The organism is Fibrobacter sp. UWT2 (genome assembly GCF_900142545.1).
GTDB lineage: Bacteria > Fibrobacterota > Fibrobacteria > Fibrobacterales > Fibrobacteraceae > Fibrobacter.
The window spans coordinates 67,015-86,772 of sequence record NZ_FRBF01000005.1 but is presented as its reverse complement, the minus strand read 5'-3'; the positions used below and the strand labels follow the sequence as shown (position 1 = coordinate 86,772).

Below are 19,758 nucleotides of genomic sequence, written 5' to 3'. Positions count from 1 at the left end.
TTTGATTCTCCTATATTGCTTAAATCCTCACCGGTATCGATTCCGGATGCCTTAGTTCATTGATCAATGAGTCCATGTGCGTACAGGGATTTTGATTGCTCGGCTTGTCTGTTGCCTTGTATTTCGACTTTAATGCGGCGGCTCTCTTGATGGCGTCTGCCTCGTTGCCCAAACTCGTGACCAACTCGTAGATTTTGTCGTTGCCCTTGGAAAGGTCGAAAATGGCTTCTGGATTATTTTTGTGCAGGGCGTTTCGGATAGCCAACTCCAGTTCCTCAAATAGTTCCTTGCGCCCGGTGGGGGCGGATACATCCTTGAAATGCAGCAAGAGCCACAGTTCGAAACATTCGTTGGACCAGGCACAATTAATGCTCTTGCTTTCGGCTAGGCTGATTGCCTCGTCAAAGTCGTCGAACTCGTCCTTGTCAAAGACCGCCCAGACTCGGTCGTATTCCTGGTTGCAGTTCTCTATTTGGCGAACGATCTTGTTGACGAGTGCTTTTGTGGCCTTGCCTTTGCCTTCGATGGAAATCTCGATGTTGAAACGGTTGGTTGCCTCGAGTTCCTCCTTGAGTACATTCAGGTAGTTTGGCTCGGTTTTCGTGCCTTCGGTTGCAATCAAAAAGGTGACCTTGACGAACCTTTCCCTGGGAATGCCTGTTGCGGGCTTCGGGGCGCGGAGCATCTCTTCTTGTGCGATTTGTTCTGCGGAGAGTTTTTTCACGTTAACCCCTCAAGTACGGAATTGCGCCGTATTTTCCGTTGATGTAGTCCTTTTCGTAAACCCTGTCGTTTCGGATTTTGTCTCCGTTCTGTTCCTTGATTTCGCTTAGCGGATAGATGTCGGTGGATTCGTCTTCGCGGTTCTTTTCGGCAAACCAGATCTGGTCCCTGCGGAATATCTTGTTGCTGAGGAGGTTCGTATCGTGCGTGGCGAATATCAGCTGCGCGTTGTACGGGTTTGTTTCGGGAGAGTTGAAGATGTCGATAATTTTCTTGGTGAGTAGGGGGTGCAGCTTGGCGTCGAACTCGTCGATGACAATCGCACTGCCATTGGATAAGGCTTTGGCAATAGGACTTGATATGTTGATGATTTTTTTGGTCCCTTCGGATTCCATTTTTTTATAGAAGAAAAACTCTTCTTTTGATGAACCGTCGTTATAATGAACTGTATGGCCTGTTTTTATAGTTGATACCTTATTCTGATCAAGTCTTTCGGATAAAAGTTCTTTGAGATTGTCGTGTGGCTTAAACTCGGATAAATTACTCAATAAAAGAGTTTTGACTCCGATTTCGCCTTTTCGAAGGCTTGTGAATCCTAGATCCATTGATTCAATGAATTTTTGAGCCATTGCGGACACAGAATTCTTGGTGAATAGGGATTCTGTTGACTGAAATTCAAAGTCGGAATCTTCTAAACCAGAAATAATTTGCATTTCTTCAAACCAGTTCATGATGGATGTCGAAATTTTCCCGTTGAGTTGAGCCACCAAGGACAGAAAAAGACGGTTTTCTGCAGTGGACTCTTCCTTTCCTACACCCTCTGGAAAATCCTTGGTTACTCCGATTCCTTCGTTATTCCTGATAAAAAATATTTTTTGTCGATCATTCCTGATTGAATACAGCCATTCGCCGTTGATCTTTTTGGGGGAGTATTCGAAGCCGTATTTGTATGTGTTGTCGTTTAGGGTGAATGTGACTTCGAAGAAAGTTGGTTTTTGCGTATATTGTTCGTCTAGTTTAAATATATCTGTTTTTAATTCTTCGGTTGGGTTGGTTTTTACGGACGAAAGTAAGATGTCTTTCATCATTCGTAATGCCGAAAGCAGGTTGCTCTTGCCGCTGGAGTTTGCTCCATAAATGGCTGCGACCGGCAGCAACTTGGCGTTGTCGCTTTCACGGACAAAATCCTTGTGCTCCTGGATGGATGCGGCCTTCATTGAGAAGGTCTTGCTTTCCTTGAATGAGCGATAATTTCCTACGGTAAATGACAAAAGCATAATTGTAGCCTTTCTGAATTTTGAGAGATTTTCTCAAAATTTATATAATTTTTGTTGAAAAAGCAATGTTTTGAGTAGAAATTTGGACGATTTGTGCGATTTTGTAGTGTGACAGGTCTTCTGCCCCGCATTTTGCGTTAGGCCTCCAGCCACTTGCGGCTATGCCGCTTAGTGGCTATGGTCCCCTTTAGGGGAGATCGAAGCCCGAAGGGCCGCGAGAGCGCGGTCCTGCGCAGCAGGGAACGCCTTTTTTCAAAAAAAAGAATTTGGGTATTGGACGGCAAAACTGACGTTTCGGTGCGTTTTGCCGATGAAGATGTATGGGTGACTCAGGTTCAGCTTGCCGAACTGTATGAGACCACTCAGCAAAATATAAGCCTGCACATCGACAACATATACAAGGACGAGGAACTGCCTAAGGAGGCAACTCACAAGGAATTCTTGTTAGTTCAACAAGAAGGAAAACGGCAAGCATACGGTTGCAGAGCTTATATACGAGCGTGTTGATAGTGAGAAACCGTTCGTCGGCATGACAAATTTCAAGGGAAACTACATCACATTCTAATTGCAGACCCTTGACGAAAAGCCGATGAAAATGCAGGACTGGGTTGCGGCTCTGGACTGTCAGATTGTCATGAGCCAGCGGAAAATCCTGGAAGGCAAGGGGAAGATAAGCCTCGGCTTCGTGCCGCGAGAGCCCACCCCTGCGCAGCAGGGAACGCCCGCAAGCCACTTTTGTCAACAATAGGTTGCTTAATTAACTTTTTTTGCCCCGGCTATTGACAACCGCCCCGCGTTTGTGTATATTTGATAGTGAACAAATGTGTAGATTATGGATGCGGTACGAATCGGTAATCAAGGCTGGCGAATCCTCTACAGTGGAATTCAAATCCTCTTTCAATCAAGAGGTTGTCGAGGCTGTGGGCGTGTTTGCCAACAAGCACGGAGGTGTCATCTTTGTTGGGCTACGGAGCCTGTGCAGGTCCCCGATGTTGAAGTCGTAAAGTACAAAGGGAAGACGCTTGTTGCGATAAATGTCAAGGAAAGCCTGATAAAGCCGGTGGCGGTGCAGGGACGCTACTTTATTCGGCACGAGAACAGTGTTCATGCGATGAGCCCGATTGAGATTGGGGATTGCACGTTGCGTACTCAGAATTCTAGCTGGGCTTTTTCCAGTCCCCGACAATAATCAAGGACAGGGGCGAAGCCCATGGCGATTTGGTGAGCCAGGTAGAAGAAATTTATGAGTTCGTGAAAAAGCACATCAATTGTCAGGTCGTCATAAGCGACAAGCTTGAAAATGATCTTGTTTGGGATTATCCGCTAAAGGCCATCAGGGAAATAATCTTGAACATGATTGTTCACAGGGATTATCGTTCGGCATCGGAATCGTGCGTCAAAATTTTTGATGATCGTATAGAGTTTTTCAATCCGGGAAAACTGATGGATGGGATGACTCCTGACGATTTGAATTCGGGAAATTACTTGTCCACTCTTCGGAATAAGGCGATTGCAAACCACTTCAATATGTTGGGCGAGATTGAAAAGTACGGTTCCGGTGTTACTCGCGTTATAGGGCTGTTCCAAGAGGCCGGTTTACCTGTTCCCAGGATTGAGGAAAATGGTTGCGGAATACGTGTGACCGTGCGGAAAACTGTTGACAGGGATACAGAAAAGGATACAGAAAAGGATACAGAAAAAGATACAGAAAATATTACAGAAAATCAAAGGAAGATTCTTTCCGCTATAGAGCAAAACCCCTCTGCGTCGCAGGAGGGAATTGCACAGGTTGTTGGGATTAACCGCGCCAATGTCGCTAAAAACTTGAAAAAACTTGTTGAAATGGGGCTTGTCAAACGTATTGGTCCCGATAGGGGCGGTCACTGGGAAGTCGTCAAGAAATAGCTTTTATAATCTAGGCAGTTTCACATCGCTAATGCAACAAATGCCATTCTTGCGATTGAGTTGGGCCTCCAGCCACTTGCGGCTGTGCCGCTTAGTGGCTATGGTCCCCTTTAGGGGAGATCGAAGCCCGTAGGGCCGGGAGAGTCTGCCTCTGTCCCTAGCCGGGTAACGCCCATTGTCTTTTGTTTAATCTACTTTTACAAATCTTGCAATCAATTGATTGCAAAATTGTCTTTTTTTGTAGCTAAATTTGAAATTTATGAATACGATTGTGTTTTTGTTCTGTGTCGGATTGCTAATGTCGAAATTCAAAAATATTGCGAAACTGAGTCCGAACATATTGACAATGTTAACGTTTTTAGTTATATTCTTTAGCAATAGTACTCGCCACGCGATCCCGTTCTTCGGGAGCGGACCACGGCGAGTCTTTTTTGTTTTTAGGGGAAGCTGGTGAAATTCAAAAAGAAGCCGACTTCCCTTGAAGAACAGGTTGCCTTGCTGAAAAGCCGGGGGGTTGAGATAGATAATGATTCGGCCATGCAAGTGTTGTTACTGCTCAATTATTACCGTTTTTGCGGTTACGGGCTTAATTTTGAGGAGTTTGATAACAATGGAAATCGTTTAGACAAGTTTTTGCCTCAAACGACGTTCAATCGTATTTACAATCTGTATTTGTGGGATGAAAAACTTAGAACGTTACTGCAGAAATATCTCGGACGTTTTGAAATAATGTTCCGCTCTGTTCTGAACTATGTCATGGTAACGGAGACGCAGGACCCATTTTGGTTTCTAGATGATAAGTTGTTTACAACTTCCATTGATTTAATCAATTTGAGACAGGAATGTGTAGATGCTTTGGAACGGGCGATAGACAATAATGAACTCTCCGCAGTACATTTTAAAACCACATATGCGGAATCAGATGTCCCTCCATGCTGGATTCTTTCTGAGTATCTCTCGTTCGGGAAATGGTCAAAAATCTTTGGTACATTTAAATTTCAATCGCATGTAAAAATGGTTGCGGCAAGGCTGAAAGCACCGCCTCACGACGTGGTGTCTTGGGTGCGTTGCTTGGTCATTCTCCGCAATCGATGTGCCCATCATGGACGTCTTTGGGGTTATCGCTTCAAAATTAGACCATCTCGGACTCCAGCCATGCAAAGGTTGCATTTGGGGAACGATTCGGTTGGAGCCTTGATATTCATCTTGCATGATCTTCTTTCGATGGATATGTCTGCCCAGAAGGAAATGACTTCCACTTTCAATGAGTTGATTTGGGCTTGCCCGGAAAACTTTGAGAATGCTTTGGGATTGCCGAAGGGCTTTAGATTTTAAAAAGGAATGTATCGCTAAGTTAAATGCCGAAGAAAAATGAAACCCTTTTATTTGCTAAAAAGTTCAAAAAGGATGTATATTGAGTTAAGTGATTCTATTTGCTTTTAGGTTTTGTTATGAATTATGACTTTAGCGTTTTAAACGATATTGATTTTGAACAAATGGTCAACAAACTCTTGATTGGCAAGACTAGAGTTGTTGAGCAGTATGCAGAGGGCCGTGATAGCGGGATTGATGGACTTGCTTGTGACATTCCCAAAAGGGCCCTTATCCAGGCGAAACATTATCTTAAATCGGGTTTTAATCAATTAAAGAATAAGATTGAGAAAGATGAACTCCCTAAAATTCAAAAAAAGCGTATTTCTTGCTATGTTCTTGCGACCTCGTTGAATCTTTCCCAAAGTCAGGCCGAAATATTGAGGAATTTGATAAAGGGGGCTGTTTCAAATGTTGTAGTATTGGGTGCGGTTTCAATAAGTAGTTTACTAGACAATGATACGGCGACCTTGAAATCCACTGTGAAATTATGGGCGACAAATGCCGATTTAGTTAGAGCAGTGCTGAAACCAGCCAACATGAATTGTTTTTATGAACTGCAGAATCGATGGGAAGGCTTAAATAATGTGTTCGTTGAAACACCTGATGTGAAGAATGTTGTGGATTCACTTGAAAAGAACCATGTGGCTGTAATCGCGGGGGAGCCTGGCGTGGGCAAGACGACCTTGGCAGAATACATTTGCCTTCTTTATTATAAGGAAGGTTTTGAGGTTCATTTCTTTGAAGATGAATTTTCACATGATGATTACGATTTAAGTGATACAGAAAAGAAGATTGTTTTCTATTTTGATGATTTTTTGGGTAGTACTTATTATGACTGTTACTCTGGAAAACAAGAGAGCTCTATAGTCAATTTCTTAAAACGAATTTCTAAAGAAAAGAACAAAAGATTTGTTCTTACGTCTAGGACGAATATCATTCAAAAAGCGTGTTTATATAGTCAATGCTATCGAGAATATCGTCTTGCGAAAAAGGCGTATATCGTTAGTGTGGGGGAGTACTCCGATTCAACAAAAGTTAGAATTTTGTACAATCATTTGCTGAATTCAAATATAGATGCTGATGAAATTGCAAATATTGTAAAAAACAAAGCTTATAATGCCATTATTAAACATCGAAATTTTAATCCCAGACTAATCCATTTTATTACAAAACAGGAAAATTTTGAAGATTCCCGACAAGAAAGTTATTTAGAGTTTGTCAATAAAACATTGGATGATCCCAAAGAAATATGGGAAAACTGCTTTACAAGGCATTTAGACGCTTCTCAACGTCTTTTAGTTCAATTAGTTGTTGCAAATAGAGGAAAAATTCTAGAATGTTTGCTAAGGGATGCCTATAGTAGAGCGCTGACCTTAATGGGAATAAAAAAGCCGGATCAAGAACGTAATGATTTTGATTATGTTTTAAGTGGTTGTCTTCGATCTATCTTGAGAAAGGATGTTGAAATATCGAGTGGTTCCAAGGAGTTTTTTGTATCCGTATTTAACCCGTCTGTTTCTGATTATGTCCTGCCCACCATTTTGGAAAGAGATGTAATTGTCAAGTTGAGCTTAGCCCTTGGTACAATTGATTCTATAGAAGTTATAGAGTATAACAACGAAAAGATTGTCGATGTTCAATCGGTTTACGGTGAACTTTTAAATAACTGTCCTAAAAATGAATGGACTGGCTTAAAGATTCATTTAGTCAGGCTTTTGGGTTTTGAATGTGGACTTGTGCCTAACTTGATAGAATCAATTCATGAAGGCGATGATATACTTATTGAATATAACAAATTTAATTTTTTCTGTATTGTTTTGGATAATTTGAGTAAATATGATTTTTCGGATTTTATTATGTGTTTCTCCTATTGTTTTTGTGATGATTATCATGATTTTGGGGCTATTTTAGAAGGTTACAAATCTTGTCCTTTCGTTAAGGATTATGTTGTTGAATTTTTGCAGGAATGCTTGTTTGAATCATTGGAAATCGACATTGACAATATTTTGGTAAATGAAACTGATGCTTTCATATGCACTTCAATTGAAGAAATTAAGGAAGAACTGGAAATTTTTTTGGAGGAAATACAGGATGATTATCCTTTTTTGAAAAAGAAAGAAATTGATAATCTTCGAAAAAATGTTGATTTTAAGGGTGTTATTGAGGGAAACCTGAAATTTTTTCATGCTGCAATGAATAGTGGTCCTAGGCATAATAAAGAAAAAGAAGAAAAGAATATTGACGCTTTGTTTGATGGTTTGATGTAGGCGGGAAACTCCTCAGAGATGTTGTTTCTCTTTATCAAGGCTAGGATGAGTTGTTGCATTTTTTGCAACAACTCTTGCCGATGGTAAAAATGGAACGGAAAAAATTTTAAAAAAATCCGTTCCAGATTCAAACAGGAATCGTCCTTCAAAAAGGCTTGTGACGGTTGCTTCCGCTTGATGGAATTTGTAAACCAAAATCCGAATGTTTCATCGGGGGAATTGGCTGAATCGCTAAATCTTAGTCGTCGAACAGTGGCCACATACCTTAAATATCTCGTTGAAGCTGAACTCTTAAAAAGAGTCGGCCCTGATAACGGCGGCTACTGGGAAGTTCTGGGTGACGGCAACTAAAGACGGTAACTTTGGGATGGATCTAAGCCCCATAAATGCGAAGTCCCACCGTGGTACGCATTGCAAAGAGGCGTGGTGGGAATTGTTAATAACAATATATTTTTTTTTCATACGTTTGTCAAATTATCAACAGTTTTCTCCTCCTTCCCACCAAAATCCATTTTGTCATTTTTTGTCAAAATGATAATCTATGTTTTATCTGAACATAGATTACGAGGTGTTAACATGTCTACTCCCCATATTGCAAACTACAACTTTTACGTGTATATCTTGACGAATCAATATCGCACGACGTTCTATACGGGCGTCACGAACGATTTGTGCCGCCGGATTATAGAACATAAGATAAAGATTAACGAAGGTTTTACGAATGATTATAACGTAAACCGGCTGGTCTATTACGAACATTTCTTTAATGTTGGCGATGCCATCGCCAGGGAAAAGCGACTCAAGCGCTGGAAACGTCTGTGGAAAATTGAGTTGATTGAAAAGATGAATGCCGATTGGAAAGACCTTGCTGAATCAATAGGCGTAACGCCAGAGATGGTTGAGAATGCGCGGAAAGCGATTAGCTCACCTAAATGACTTTTCCCGGGCTCTGCCCGGGATTTTTCATTCATAAAAGGAGATCCCCGCTTTCGCGGGGAAGACATCTTCTATCCTGTCTTGCCCGACTTGATCGGGCACCTCCATTTTCCTCTAAAACGGGAGATCCCCGCTTTCGCGGGGAAGACAATGAGTGAAACAGGAGATCCCCGGTCAAGCCGGGGATGACAATGAGTGGAGCCGGGGATGACAATAAGTAATACACTCTTTGCACGCTTTTTTGCCTACATTCCGTAAGTTTTAAATAATTTTACTATATTTTGTCCCAAATTTCGATTTTGCTAAAATTTTGGAGACTTACATGGCCGATAGCGAACAGCAGACGATTGTGGTTGGTGCACAGGCCCAAACGCCAAACAACACCATTACCTTGCTCGAGGCTTTGTTTATCCTTTGGAAAAGGCGTTACCTTTTGTGCCTGTTCCTTTTGGTGGGGGCCGCTATTGGTGTGGTGGTGGGCCAGTGGATTCGCCCGCAGTACACCAGCGATGCCCTGTTCCAGATAGACATTAAGGGTAACAAGTCGGCCCGCGCCTTGGGCGAGATGGGCTCTTTGCTAGAGGTGGCGAGCCCGGCCGATGCCGAAATTGAACTCATCAAGAGCCGCCTGGTCTTGAACTATGTGGTGGATCAAGAACACCTGATGTATTCGGCGACCCCCCAGGGGGCGCTGAACCGTTTGCTCCACCGCGAAGGCCGTATGGATATCGACTTCTTGGATATCCCTGAACTGGCCCGTGCCGACCGCTGGGAAGCGGTGGTCACAGGGGAGAACACTTATGCCATTTACACTCCCGAAGAAACGAAGCTGGTAGAAGGCAAAGTAGGCGATTTGCTCTCGGCCCCTTATGCGGGTGATACCTTGCGCATGCGCGTGAAGTTGATGCGTGCTACTTTGGGCGAAAAATTTGTGATAAAGCAGGGGAATCCTCTACTGGCGGTCCGGGGTCTTGCGGGGTCGTTGAAGGTTGCCGAGAAGGGCAAGCAGACCGGCGTAATCGGTATCTCTTACTCGCACCGTTATGCAGACCGTGCTGCCTCGATCCTCAATACCATTGCGAACACTTACGTGCGCCAGAATGTAGAGATGCGTAGCGCCGAGGCCGAAAAGACTTTGGAATTCTTGGAAACCCGGTTGCCGGGTATTAAGGCAACACTCGACAGTTCCGAGAAGGTTCTGTCGGACTACCGTCACAGTGTTGGCTCGGTCGACATGACGGGTGAAACTCGCGCCCACTTGGATAAAGAGGTAGACTTGCAGCGCCAGTTGCTCCAGTTGGAACAGCAACGTCAAGAGGCTACGCGCTTGTTTAAAGAAGAACACCCCTCGGTGCAGACCATCGTGAAGCAGCAAGATAAGTTGCGCGGGGAACTGGCCCGCCTCAAGAAGAGTGCAGAATCCATGCCGGTTACGCAGCAAGAAATGATTCGCTTGCAAGAAGATGTATCGCTGAACAACGCCCAGTACACCGCTATGCTCAACAATATCCAGCAGCTGCGCGTGGTGCGCGCGGGCGAGGTGGGTAACGTGCGCGTTGTGGATTTTGCCCAGATTGAACCGATCCAGAGTAAACCGAAAAAATTCAACATCCTCGTTTGCTCTATGGCTGCGAGCTTTATGGTGGGAGTGCTTTTGGTGTTTCTGTTGCGCATGATGCGTAACGGAATCCGCAGTTCTCAGGAATTGGAACACGCGACCAACGTGAGCGTGTTTGCGAAGATTCCAGAATCCAAGAACCGTTTGGTCAAAGACAAACGCCGTAAACTGACGCTAGTGGAATCTTCCCCTAACGACCAGGCGAGCGAAGCGTTCCGCACTTTGCAGACGGCTCTCGATTTTTCGCTTGAAGCGGGGCAGAAGGTGGTGATGACTTGCGGCTTGATGCCGGGGGTGGGTAAGTCTTTTGTGGCAAAGAACCTGGCGGCTGTGTATGCCATGAACGGCAAGCGTGTGTTGCTGATTGATGCTGACATGCGCAAGGGCGTGATTCGCAGTTCCAAGTACATAGGACTCACCGAAGTGCTTTCGGGCAAGGTGGAATGGCACGAGGCCGTTGCCGATGCCCGTTGCGAAAACTTGTTCGTGATGGGTTGTGGCAAACGTTTGATGTCGCCCAGTGAGCTGTTGCGCCACGACAAGTTCAAGACCTTGCTCGAAGATTTGAAGCAGGAATACGATATGATTATCGTAGATACCCCGCCGGTCAGCATGGTGACTGATGCCGAACTGATTTACCCGCTGGTAGACTTTACCTTGATGGTGGTGCATTACGGGGCCGATTCTTTGGAGCAAATCAAGGAAAATTTGGCCAATTTGCGCCGTTATGCCGATAAACCTTGCGCCTTTGTGTTGAACCATTGCGAATACGAACCGGGCCACTATTATGGCTATGGTTACTATGGCAAGGGGTATTACGGCAAGGGTTATTTCAGTAAATCTTAACATTTAAATAATTTATACTATATTTGTGTTTATAATCACAGTTACCGAAGAAGGAAACAAAAACATGAAAAAAATACTTGGGACTGCACTTCTGGCGGCTGGAATCAGCTTTGCCCAGATAGGCATGGAGGGCGGCACTGACGGTCTCCATCAGACTAACGCCAAGACCCTTGGCCAATGGAACTTTGCCGTTGGTACGGGTGGTAACATTGCCATTGACGGCTGGGCCCTTGCCCGTGGTGGTAAGTACAGCCAGGGTGGCAATGACTACAGCTTCAACTGGTGGGACTACACCCAGGCCGGTAACTTCTTCGTGAATGCCGGTTTGACCAACTGGATGGACGTGGGCGTGAGCCTCCCGGTTTACTACGAACACGCTAACTCCAATGGCCCTTCTGGCTCCAACAACATGTGGGGCACCAGCCGCGGCGACTTGAACGTGTGGTCCAAGATCCGCCTCCCGCTCGACACCAACAAGTGGTACGGCTTTGCTGCCATGCTCAATATGTACATTCCGACGGGTGAAACTAACGCTGGTGTGCGCCCCCGCCACGCCTGGTACCTGAACAGTAACGGCTACACCCAGCCTTACACCGCCGACGATTGGGCCTTCGGTCTCGGCCTCGTGGGTACCGCTGACCTCACCAAGCTCAGCAACCCCAAGCCCTGGCGCTTTAACTTGTTTGCCCAGTACGTTTACCCGCTCGACCTGGACGAAACCCAGGTGCTCGTTTACAGCGCTGGCGTGAACTGGCTCCCCAAGAGCTGGATGGATGTGTTCTTGGAATACTCTGGCGAAGCCCGCTTGCAGACCAAGGGTATGTACAAGTTTGAACCCAGCGAAGATCCTATGATTATTACTCCGGGTCTCCGCTTCCACCTGCCGTACAACATCGACTTTGCGATGGGCCTCGAAGTAGCCGTGCGTGCCTTCAAGAACCCGTTCTACCATGGCTCGGAAGAAATGGAAGGCTGCAACGACCGCATGGTCAACTTCCAGGGTGAAGATGGCAAGAGCTACGAATACTGCTATGCTCCGACCCCGCTCGTTGCCGGTGCCGCACTCCTCACTTGGTACTTCGGTGCCGACATGTGGCGTGATACCGATGGCGATGGCGTGAAGAATAATGCCGACAAGTGCCCGCACACCAAGAAGGGTATTAAGGTCGATGCCGAAGGCTGCCCGATGGATAGCGACAAGGACGGCGTGGTTGATTCTTACGACAAGTGCCCGAATACTCCGGAAGGCGTGTCTGTGAATACTGACGGCTGCGCCGACAAGGATTCCGTGATTATGAACGGTGACAACGACCAGGTGGATTCCGCTGCATTGAACGCTGCTGAACGCGCTCGTCTTGATTCCTTGAACCGTGTCGATACCGACAAGGACGGCATTGCCGATATTAACGACAAGTGCCCGAACACTCCGGAAGGCATTGTGGTGGACTCTGTGGGTTGTATGCTCGACTTCGATGTGGACGGCGTGCCCGACAACAAGGACAAGTGCCCGAATACTCCGGAAGGCGTCAGTGTCGATAGCACCGGTTGCCCGATGGACTTCGACCACGACGGCGTACCTGACAACAAGGACAAGTGCCCGAATACTGCCATGGGTGTGACGGTTGATTCTACCGGTTGCGCTGCCGATAGCGACCAGGATGGCGTTGCCGATGGTCAGGACAAGTGTCCGGGTACCGTTGCCGGCATGCCGGTGGACAGCGTTGGCTGCGTGCTCGATGGCGACAAGGACGGCGTACCTGATCCCAAGGACAAGTGCCCGAACACCTTGGAAGGCATCGTTGTTGACGAAGCTGGCTGCCCGGTGAACAAGAAGGAAAACCTTGATGAACTCAAGAAGGGGATCCAGTTCCAGACCGGTTCTGCCAAGCTCACCAAGAAGAGCTACACCACCTTGAACGACATCGCCATGTTGATGAGAAAGGTAAAGTCTGCCAACCTGGAAGTGCAGGGCCACACCGACAATACCGGTTCTGAAGCCACCAACCAGAAGCTCTCTGAAAAGCGTGCCAAGGCTGTGGTGGACCACCTGAAGAAGAAGGGTATCGAAGGTGACCGCCTGCGTGCTATCGGTTACGGCTCTGAAATGCCGATTGCCGACAACGAAACGAAGGAAGGCCGCGAACAGAACCGCCGCGTGGAACTCGTTCCGTTCGAAAAGTAATTCGTTGAATTATACAGGGGTCGGCTCCGCCGACCCCTTTTTTTTACTACTAATGTCATTCCGAACTCGTTTCGGAATCAGCATCCCACTAACGTCACCCTGACGTAGGTCAGGGTCAGCTTCCCACTCAAGTCATTCCGAACTCGTTTCGGAATCAGCATCTTGAATCTGAATAATGAAAAAGTTTATTGCAGCATTCCTTCTCCTTATATCAGTAGCATCAGCACAATCGGTTGTGGGCACCGAGCATAACCGCAACCTGCGCACGCTCGACTACCTCCCGATGCTTATGGACTACCACCGCCAGACGGTGGGCGAGTCACGTCAGTTCTTCACGTACCCGCGCCGCAATGCAGACTTTGTACGTAATTTCGCGAAGACCGAGCGCAACGCCCTGATCTATTACGCCGACTCCATCCCGGCGGCTACCGGTACGCCCCACCATTTTGCCCTTGCAGTTTCCCCAGTGATTGGGGTGGACTACCGCGGGGGAGAATCGCTAGGCGATACCATTTGGCCGGGCATTGATGGCGGTCTTTACTTGCGAGGCTACGCCGATTCGCTGGACTTTGATTTGGATGCCCGTATTTATTCCGAAGGTCATTCCGCTAAAAAGGCCAAGAGTTTTGATGGCGAAGTTTTTGATGAGCAGGGGCTTGATACCGATGCCGGTAACGATTACGTGAGCTATGCTCGCTACCGCGCCCATTTGAATTTGAATTATGCCTGGGTGCGCGCCTCTTTGGCACGCGATGTTTTGCACTGGGGCCCGGGTTATTATAACAATTTGACCTTGAACCAGTTTGCGCTTCCATACAACATGTTAAACCTGGAGATGCAGTTTGGTCCGTTGCGCGTGTTCAGCGCCTATGCAGACTTGCGGGTGAACAGTTGGAGTTACAGCAAAGAAAATCTGAATGATCGTAACCTGTATGCCCACCGCTACGAACTGGCCTTAGGGAACTTGACCTTGGGCATGAGTGAAATCCAGGTGTTGTACAACGAAAATAAACCCTGGCTTTTTGTACCGGTTATCCCGTTGTTCATGGAGAAAGGGAATTACACCGAACGCGTGAACAATGGTGCCTTGGCTTTTGATGTGAACTATCGTTTGTTTAGTCTGGTTCGTTTGTATGGAGAATTCTTCTTGGACGATATGTCGTCTCCAACATCTTTGTACGAGAACAAGTACAGCAATAACCGTTGGGCGGGAATGCTTGGCATGCAAGCGGGTTACGATTTGAATGTGAAGGGTAAACCTCTGCATTTGGGAACCATTGCCGAAATCGCTCGTGTAGAACCTTACACCTACTGTCATTACGATACCGCTATGGCACAGATGGCTCACCTGGGTAAACCGCTCGGCAACCCCAATGGCCCGAACAGCCTCGCTATTGACTGGACTTTGTATGGCGATTTGGGCTTGGGCGGATTTTCTAACTTGTTCGTAGGCATCCACCACAAGTGGTTGTGGAAGGGTACAGACGCCGGTAGCGATATCGAAGACCCCTACAAAACCGTTCGTAAGCGCTTTATTCATAGCGCCCCCTTGCATTATTCGCTCGCTCCCGCTGTGAGCTACCGAGGGGCGCATGTGGCCTTTATGGGGGAATACGGATTTTTTGATGATAAATTCGTAAACCTGCGTTTAACGTTTATGTTGTAAGGTAAGAATATTTTATATTTGGCGTATCAAAAGGGGCATTAGATGTTAAACGAGAAAGTCAAGAATTTGTTCAACAGCTTTAGACTGCGCAAGCGCATTCTGGCGGCGACCGATGCATTTATCGTGGTGGCGGCGGCGCTTTTTGCCAACTGGCCTTTGCCCGCGGTTGCTGAACGAATCAACCGCCCTGAACTTTTGATTATTTCTGTCACGTGCGTTTTCGGTTGCTTTGCGAGCTTGCTCTTTTTTGGTGCGTACAACAAGCTGTGGCGCTACTTTAGCAAGCGCGACTATCTGAGCTGCGTCAAGGGCGTGGTGTGCGGTATGGTGGTGGCGTACGGCTTTGTGTTTCTGTTCCAGCGCCAGGTCTTTGTGGAATTCGCGATACTCCATACCCTGGTGGCCCTTTTTGGCATTTGCGCCTTCCGTTACATATTCCGCGGTACGTTTGTGTCGCTGGTGCATACGGGTTACAAAGAGGCGAGCCTGGCCAACAAGACCCGCACCATGATTGTGGGGGCTGGTTCTGCCGCCCAGATGTTGATCAGGGAAATCCGCAACAACCAGGCCGACGAAGAAGAAGGCCTTAAGTCTAGCGTGGCGACCCACTTGAATCCGGTTTGCCTGGTTGACGATGACCGCTACAAGATTGGCAAGATGTTCGAAGGCGTGCTGGTGGCTGGTTCCACGACCGACATTCCTAAAATCGTGAGGGAAGAACGCATTGAGCAGATTATTCTTGCTATTCCGAGTTGCCCGCCTAAAGATCGCCAGACGATTTTGGATATTTGCGGTAAAACGGGCGTGCCCGTAAAGGTGTTGCCGTTTATCGGTAGCTTGCTTGATACCTCGAACGTGGGCGATGGCACCACGAGCTACGTGAACCAGATTCGCGATATTAACGTAGAAGACTTGCTGGGCCGCGACCCTATTCGCTTTGACAACAAGGATATTCGCGACTTTATCGAGGGCAAGGTTTGCATGGTGTCGGGCGGTGGCGGCAGTATCGGTAGCGAACTGGTGCGCCAGATTGCGAAGTACAATCCGAAGCAGGTGATTATCGTGGACATTTACGAAAACAATGCCTACGATATTCAGCAAGAACTGCGCATGGAATATGGCGACAAGCTGAACCTGGTGACGCTGATTGCCTCGGTGCGCGACTACTTCCGCATGAACCAGATTTTCAAGAAGTATAAGCCCCAGGTGGTGTTCCACGCGGCGGCCCATAAGCATGTGCCGCTCATGGAAAACAACCCCATGGAAGCGATCAAGAACAATGTGATCGGTACGTTTAACATGGGTACGCTCGCGGTGCTGAACGGCGTCAAAAAGTTCGTGATGATCAGTACCGACAAGGCGGTGAACCCGACGAACGTGATGGGTGCCTCTAAGCGCTGCTGCGAGATGATTGTGCAGTTCCTTGCCCAGCAAAAGAGCGGCGAGACGGAATTCGTGACGACTCGCTTTGGCAATGTGCTGGGCTCGAACGGTTCCGTGATTCCGCTGTTCAAGCGTCAGATTGAACAGGGCAAGCCTGTGACGGTGACTCACCCCGACATTATCCGCTACTTTATGACGATTCCGGAGGCGGTGAGCCTGGTGCTGGAGGCTGCCTCGATTGCTCACGGTGGCGAAATCTTTGTGCTCGATATGGGCCACCCGCTAAAGATCGTGACTTTGGCCGAAAACTTGATCCGCATGTACGGCAAAGTGCCTTACAAGGATGTCCCGATCAAGTTTACGGGGCTGCGCCCGGGCGAAAAGCTGCTTGAAGAGCTGCTCATGAGCGAAGAAGGCCTGCAGAAGACCAAGAATAAGTTGATTTACATCGGTAAGCAGATCGAAATCGACATGGACAAGTTCATTAACCAGCTGTGGAACTTGAAGAACGCCGCCAGCGCCAACGATGACCAGAAGGCCATCAAGGCGCTCCATGAGATTGTGCCCACCTTCACCACGCCTGAAGAATTCAACCGCACCGTCAAAATGCCCGCGGTGTAGCCTTAAGTGGCATCCTTAAGTGCCCGGCCTTCGACCCCCACCAACCCGACCCTAGTCACTTGTTTGTCGGCTAGGAATGCTGATGCTGAACCGAGTTCAGCATGACAAGCAGCGGGGGATGCTGATGCCAGGTAAAAAACTTAATTCGACAACCACGAGACTCTAGTCTACACCCAACACATTACAGGAGCGCGGCCAAATCAAAATACATCTGCCTCGTTTTGAGAGCTTCGTCCGCAGGAATGCTATTATACATTTTTTCTTGACATTCTTCCTTAAAAAGAAAGGAAAAATTGTTGTTGTCATTAGAATAAAAATGCAAAACGTCTTTTTTATTGTAGGCATCAACGACGATAAAACGACACCCCGTCTTGTTGTGGTCGCTTAAGAACCAAGCCTTTATAAAATCAATTATTTGCGAGCCTATTTTCTTGTTGCAATATTTTTGGCTAACGCCCAATCGCCCAATCAACACGGCTGGATAATTACGCCCCTGTTTGACCCATGGAATAAGCTTGACAAGCTTCCGTTTGGCATTATTCGGCAACTCCGCAACTCGAATCGCAGAATTAGACAGCGTAAAGACCGCTGCAATATCACCTTCCAAAGCAGACAGGAAACAATACGAACGACCAAGCAATTGTGCGTCGTAGTTAAAAGCGTCTTCCTGAAAAAATGCGTTAAGATCTTCGTCGCCACAATCAAAGGCTGGGAGTTTTCCGGCGAGTTCCTTGTTATAGCGGCGAAAAAGAAAATCTTTTTCTAGAATCAAATAAATCCGGCCTCTTTCAAAATCAAATCAGCCTTACGAATCTGCTCGGAAAAATCCTGCTTTTTGCGCACCTTTGTAGTGCGTTCGGCCGCGAGGGCGAACGCCAAGGCTTCTCGCCCTTTCAAGGTCGGTATAGGTCTGATCTCAAGTGCCATAGTTTAAATATAGAATTAACTCAACCAAAATGCAACAATACACGTAATAGAACACACCAAATCTAGACATTAAAAATGAAAATCGTGCAATCAGTTGGTTGCAAGGTTTGTAAAAAAATGCAGACCCTGAAACAAGTTCAGGGTGACGCGGCTAGAACTGGAAGTAGATGAAGGGGCAGGAGTCGGCGCTCATGAACTGGTAGATCACGAAGATGATGAACGCGGAGCTTGCCACCATGAGCGGAATGGGCTGCGAGGCAAACGCGATGCGGTAGCGGCTCTTGACCTTCTTGGGAATCCAGTGGATGAGCATGCCTGCGACGAACACCAGAATAATGTTGATGTGTTCCCAGGCGATTGTGCCAAGGGTACCCCATTTCCAGGCGGTGCCCATTTGCTGCACCATGTTCTTGGCGGTGTTCCAGGCGACTTCGTTGGCTTCGGCGGGGTCGAGGTTCGAACCCGCACGGAAGAACAAGCGTGTGAACGTGATGAAGATGAACGTGAGCGACACGTTCCAGGCCACGTAAATGCCGTGGATGTATTTGTCGCTGAACAGGCGGAAAATCAGCACCGAGTAAATGCCGGTAAACAAGATGCCAAAATAGGCCGCGGTAATCGCGAAAATGGCGATGTGGGTCTGCTTGAATATGATGGCGCTCGAGGCGAACAAAATGAATGAGGCTGCGGCGCGGAAGTTGCGGCTACGCTTGACCCAGATTTTGTTGAACACTTGGCCAAAGCCGTTTAGGCCGCCCCAAATGATAAAGTTCCAGCTGGCACCGTGCCACCAACCGCCCACAATCTGCGTAGACATGGCGTTCATGTTGGTGGTAATGAACTTGCGGGAATCGGGCTTGAGGTAGGCGTAAATGGCAATGTAAAGGAAGAACAGGCCGAGGGCGATACCCACCCAGACGCTGCCCGAAAGCATAATGGCCACGAGGCTGAGGAATCCCATCCAGAAGAAGGTGCCGACAGAGGCGCCGCGGTTACCGCCCAGCGGAATGTACAGGTAGTCGCGCCACCAGCTCGAAAGCGATATGTGCCAACGACGCCAGAATTCGGTGGGGCTGAGCGCCTTGTAGGGGCTGTTGAAGTTTTGCGGCAGGCGGAAACCCATGAGTAGCGCCACGCCAATGGCGATGTCGGTGTAGCCCGAGAAGTCGGCGTACACCTGCAGCGAGTAGGCAAAGAGTGCAATCAGGTTTTCGAGGCCGGTAAACAGCAGGGGAGTGTCAAAGACTCGGTCCACGAAGTTGGTGGCCAGGTAGTCGCTCAAGATGATTTTTTTGGCTAGGCCGTTCAAAATCCAGAATACGGCGATGCCGAAGGTGCGGCGCGGCAAGAAAAAGTTCTTGTACAGCTGCGGCACGAATTTATCGGCGCGAACGATGGGGCCCGCCACCAGCTGCGGGAAGAACGAAAGGTAAAAGCCGAAATCGAGGATGTTCTTGACCGCCGATATTTTGCCGCGGTAAATGTCGATGCAGTAGCTCATGGCCTGGAAGGTGAAGAACGAGATACCCACCGGCAGAATAATGGTGTCGACCAGCGAATGGGTGCCGAACATCTTGTTGCTTGCCGCCGCGAAGAAGTTGTACACGTGCAGCTCGATGCCGGTAAAGTCGTAGAGGGCGTCCAGGAAGAAGTAGGAATACTTATAGTAGCAAAGTACCAGCAGGTCGATGATGACCACGATGATCATCAGGAATTTCTTTTTCCACTGGGCTTCGGCGCGTTCGATCCACTTGCCAATAAAGAAGTTCGCGATGACGCAGAAAATGAGAATGCAAACGTAGCTGCCGCTCGTTTTGTAGTAGAAAAACAGGCTCGTGGCAAACAAGAAGGCGTTACGCAGCGCAATGCGGTTCTTGATTAAGGTGAGGAACGCGAAGACAACGGCGAAGAATCCCCAAAAGTAGAACTGCGTAAACAGCAGCGGGCTGTTAGCGTCAAATGCGAAAGTGCGCGTGAGGAAAGGTATTAAGTAGTCTAGCATAGGAGTAGGCAGTAGGAAGTAGACAGTGGTT

General features: G+C 47.5%; 16 protein-coding genes and 1 pseudogene. 11 read left to right on the top strand and 6 right to left on the bottom strand.

The features are described 5' to 3' along the window. Nucleotides 1–19: 19 nt before the first annotated feature. Nucleotides 20–724: an RloB family protein gene (locus BUA40_RS04850; protein ID WP_083585282.1), complete on the bottom strand. Its 705-nt coding sequence runs from the start codon at nucleotides 722–724 to the stop codon at nucleotides 20–22. A gap of 1 nt (nucleotide 725) precedes the next feature. Further along, the gene (locus BUA40_RS04845) at nucleotides 726–2,000 is read right to left on the bottom strand and encodes an AAA family ATPase (RefSeq protein WP_072799009.1); all 1,275 of its coding nucleotides are present in this window, start codon (nucleotides 1,998–2,000) and stop codon (nucleotides 726–728) included. Between the two features lie 264 nt (nucleotides 2,001–2,264). Between BUA40_RS04845 and BUA40_RS14895 the strand changes: the two are divergent. From BUA40_RS14895 to BUA40_RS04815, 5 genes and pseudogenes are all read left to right on the top strand, one after another. Then, nucleotides 2,265–2,676 (top strand): annotated as a pseudogene (locus BUA40_RS14895) (hypothetical protein); the annotation flags it as partial. A gap of 160 nt (nucleotides 2,677–2,836) precedes the next feature. Next, entirely contained in the window at nucleotides 2,837–3,004 is a 168-nt protein-coding gene (locus BUA40_RS14775) for an AlbA family DNA-binding domain-containing protein (RefSeq protein WP_255369207.1), read from the top strand. Between the two features lie 247 nt (nucleotides 3,005–3,251). After that, nucleotides 3,252–3,905, top strand: a complete 654-nt coding sequence (locus tag BUA40_RS14770) for an ATP-binding protein (protein WP_255369206.1) — start codon at nucleotides 3,252–3,254, stop codon at nucleotides 3,903–3,905. Between the two features lie 450 nt (nucleotides 3,906–4,355). Then, the gene (locus tag BUA40_RS04820; RefSeq protein WP_143149692.1) at nucleotides 4,356–5,240 is read left to right on the top strand and encodes an Abi family protein; all 885 of its coding nucleotides are present in this window, start codon (nucleotides 4,356–4,358) and stop codon (nucleotides 5,238–5,240) included. Between the two features lie 116 nt (nucleotides 5,241–5,356). Continuing rightward, nucleotides 5,357–7,546: an nSTAND3 domain-containing NTPase gene (locus BUA40_RS04815; RefSeq protein ID WP_072799299.1), complete on the top strand. Its 2,190-nt coding sequence runs from the start codon at nucleotides 5,357–5,359 to the stop codon at nucleotides 7,544–7,546. 12 nt (nucleotides 7,547–7,558) lie between these two features. Here the strand turns inward: BUA40_RS04815 and BUA40_RS14515 are convergent, their stop codons facing one another. After that, nucleotides 7,559–7,741, bottom strand: a complete 183-nt coding sequence (locus BUA40_RS14515) for a hypothetical protein (RefSeq protein ID WP_178299550.1) — start codon at nucleotides 7,739–7,741, stop codon at nucleotides 7,559–7,561. On the opposite strand from BUA40_RS14515, the gene BUA40_RS14890 reads away from it, so the two are divergent. The 6 genes from BUA40_RS14890 to BUA40_RS04785 all read left to right on the top strand — a co-directional run bounded on the left by BUA40_RS14890 (nucleotide 7,724) and on the right by BUA40_RS04785 (nucleotide 16,798). After that, nucleotides 7,724–7,897 (top strand): HTH domain-containing protein, encoded by a 174-nt coding sequence (locus tag BUA40_RS14890; RefSeq protein WP_083585281.1) that lies wholly within the window; start codon nucleotides 7,724–7,726, stop codon nucleotides 7,895–7,897. The two genes, BUA40_RS14515 and BUA40_RS14890, sit on opposite strands and share 18 nt — an antisense overlap. Nucleotides 7,898–8,122: 225 nt before the next feature. Beyond that, complete coding sequence (locus tag BUA40_RS04805) at nucleotides 8,123–8,482, top strand: GIY-YIG nuclease family protein (protein WP_072798997.1); 360 nt, start codon at nucleotides 8,123–8,125, stop codon at nucleotides 8,480–8,482. A gap of 322 nt (nucleotides 8,483–8,804) precedes the next feature. Continuing rightward, nucleotides 8,805–10,946 (top strand): polysaccharide biosynthesis tyrosine autokinase, encoded by a 2,142-nt coding sequence (locus BUA40_RS04800; protein WP_072798995.1) that lies wholly within the window; start codon nucleotides 8,805–8,807, stop codon nucleotides 10,944–10,946. Between the two features lie 64 nt (nucleotides 10,947–11,010). Then, on the top strand, nucleotides 11,011–13,128 hold the full coding sequence (locus BUA40_RS14855; RefSeq protein ID WP_072798993.1) for an OmpA family protein: 2,118 nt from the start codon (nucleotides 11,011–11,013) through the stop codon (nucleotides 13,126–13,128). Between the two features lie 175 nt (nucleotides 13,129–13,303). Then, nucleotides 13,304–14,794: a hypothetical protein gene (locus BUA40_RS04790; protein ID WP_072798991.1), complete on the top strand. Its 1,491-nt coding sequence runs from the start codon at nucleotides 13,304–13,306 to the stop codon at nucleotides 14,792–14,794. Between the two features lie 42 nt (nucleotides 14,795–14,836). After that, on the top strand, nucleotides 14,837–16,798 hold the full coding sequence (locus tag BUA40_RS04785) for a polysaccharide biosynthesis protein (RefSeq protein WP_072798989.1): 1,962 nt from the start codon (nucleotides 14,837–14,839) through the stop codon (nucleotides 16,796–16,798). Between the two features lie 181 nt (nucleotides 16,799–16,979). Here the strand turns inward: BUA40_RS04785 and BUA40_RS04780 are convergent, their stop codons facing one another. The 3 genes from BUA40_RS04780 to BUA40_RS04775 all read right to left on the bottom strand — a co-directional run bounded on the left by BUA40_RS04780 (nucleotide 16,980) and on the right by BUA40_RS04775 (nucleotide 19,727). Next, nucleotides 16,980–17,570 (bottom strand): hypothetical protein, encoded by a 591-nt coding sequence (locus tag BUA40_RS04780; protein ID WP_083585280.1) that lies wholly within the window; start codon nucleotides 17,568–17,570, stop codon nucleotides 16,980–16,982. Further along, nucleotides 17,567–17,725, bottom strand: a complete 159-nt coding sequence (locus BUA40_RS14510) for a hypothetical protein (RefSeq protein ID WP_178299546.1) — start codon at nucleotides 17,723–17,725, stop codon at nucleotides 17,567–17,569. The genes BUA40_RS04780 and BUA40_RS14510 overlap by 4 nt, the downstream gene beginning before the upstream one ends. A gap of 151 nt (nucleotides 17,726–17,876) precedes the next feature. Beyond that, complete coding sequence (locus BUA40_RS04775; RefSeq protein WP_072798985.1) at nucleotides 17,877–19,727, bottom strand: MBOAT family O-acyltransferase; 1,851 nt, start codon at nucleotides 19,725–19,727, stop codon at nucleotides 17,877–17,879. Nucleotides 19,728–19,758: the final 31 nt, after the last annotated feature.

Bases quoted from the DNA above. Each gene is read 5' to 3' on its own strand.
- BUA40_RS04845 (WP_072799009.1), bottom strand. From the start codon at position 2,000: ATGCTTTTGTCATTTACCGTAGGAAATTATCGCTCATTCAAGGAAAGC.
- BUA40_RS14855 (WP_072798993.1), top strand. From the start codon at position 11,011: ATGAAAAAAATACTTGGGACTGCACTTCTGGCGGCTGGAATCAGCTTT.
- BUA40_RS04805 (WP_072798997.1), top strand. From the start codon at position 8,123: ATGTCTACTCCCCATATTGCAAACTACAACTTTTACGTGTATATCTTG.
- BUA40_RS14890 (WP_083585281.1), top strand. From the start codon at position 7,724: ATGGAATTTGTAAACCAAAATCCGAATGTTTCATCGGGGGAATTGGCT.
- BUA40_RS14510 (WP_178299546.1), bottom strand. From the start codon at position 17,725: ATGGCACTTGAGATCAGACCTATACCGACCTTGAAAGGGCGAGAAGCC.
- BUA40_RS04815 (WP_072799299.1), top strand. From the start codon at position 5,357: ATGAATTATGACTTTAGCGTTTTAAACGATATTGATTTTGAACAAATG.
- BUA40_RS04775 (WP_072798985.1), bottom strand. From the start codon at position 19,727: ATGCTAGACTACTTAATACCTTTCCTCACGCGCACTTTCGCATTTGAC.
- BUA40_RS04800 (WP_072798995.1), top strand. From the start codon at position 8,805: ATGGCCGATAGCGAACAGCAGACGATTGTGGTTGGTGCACAGGCCCAA.
- BUA40_RS04790 (WP_072798991.1), top strand. From the start codon at position 13,304: ATGAAAAAGTTTATTGCAGCATTCCTTCTCCTTATATCAGTAGCATCA.
- BUA40_RS14775 (WP_255369207.1), top strand. From the start codon at position 2,837: ATGCGGTACGAATCGGTAATCAAGGCTGGCGAATCCTCTACAGTGGAA.
- BUA40_RS04785 (WP_072798989.1), top strand. From the start codon at position 14,837: ATGTTAAACGAGAAAGTCAAGAATTTGTTCAACAGCTTTAGACTGCGC.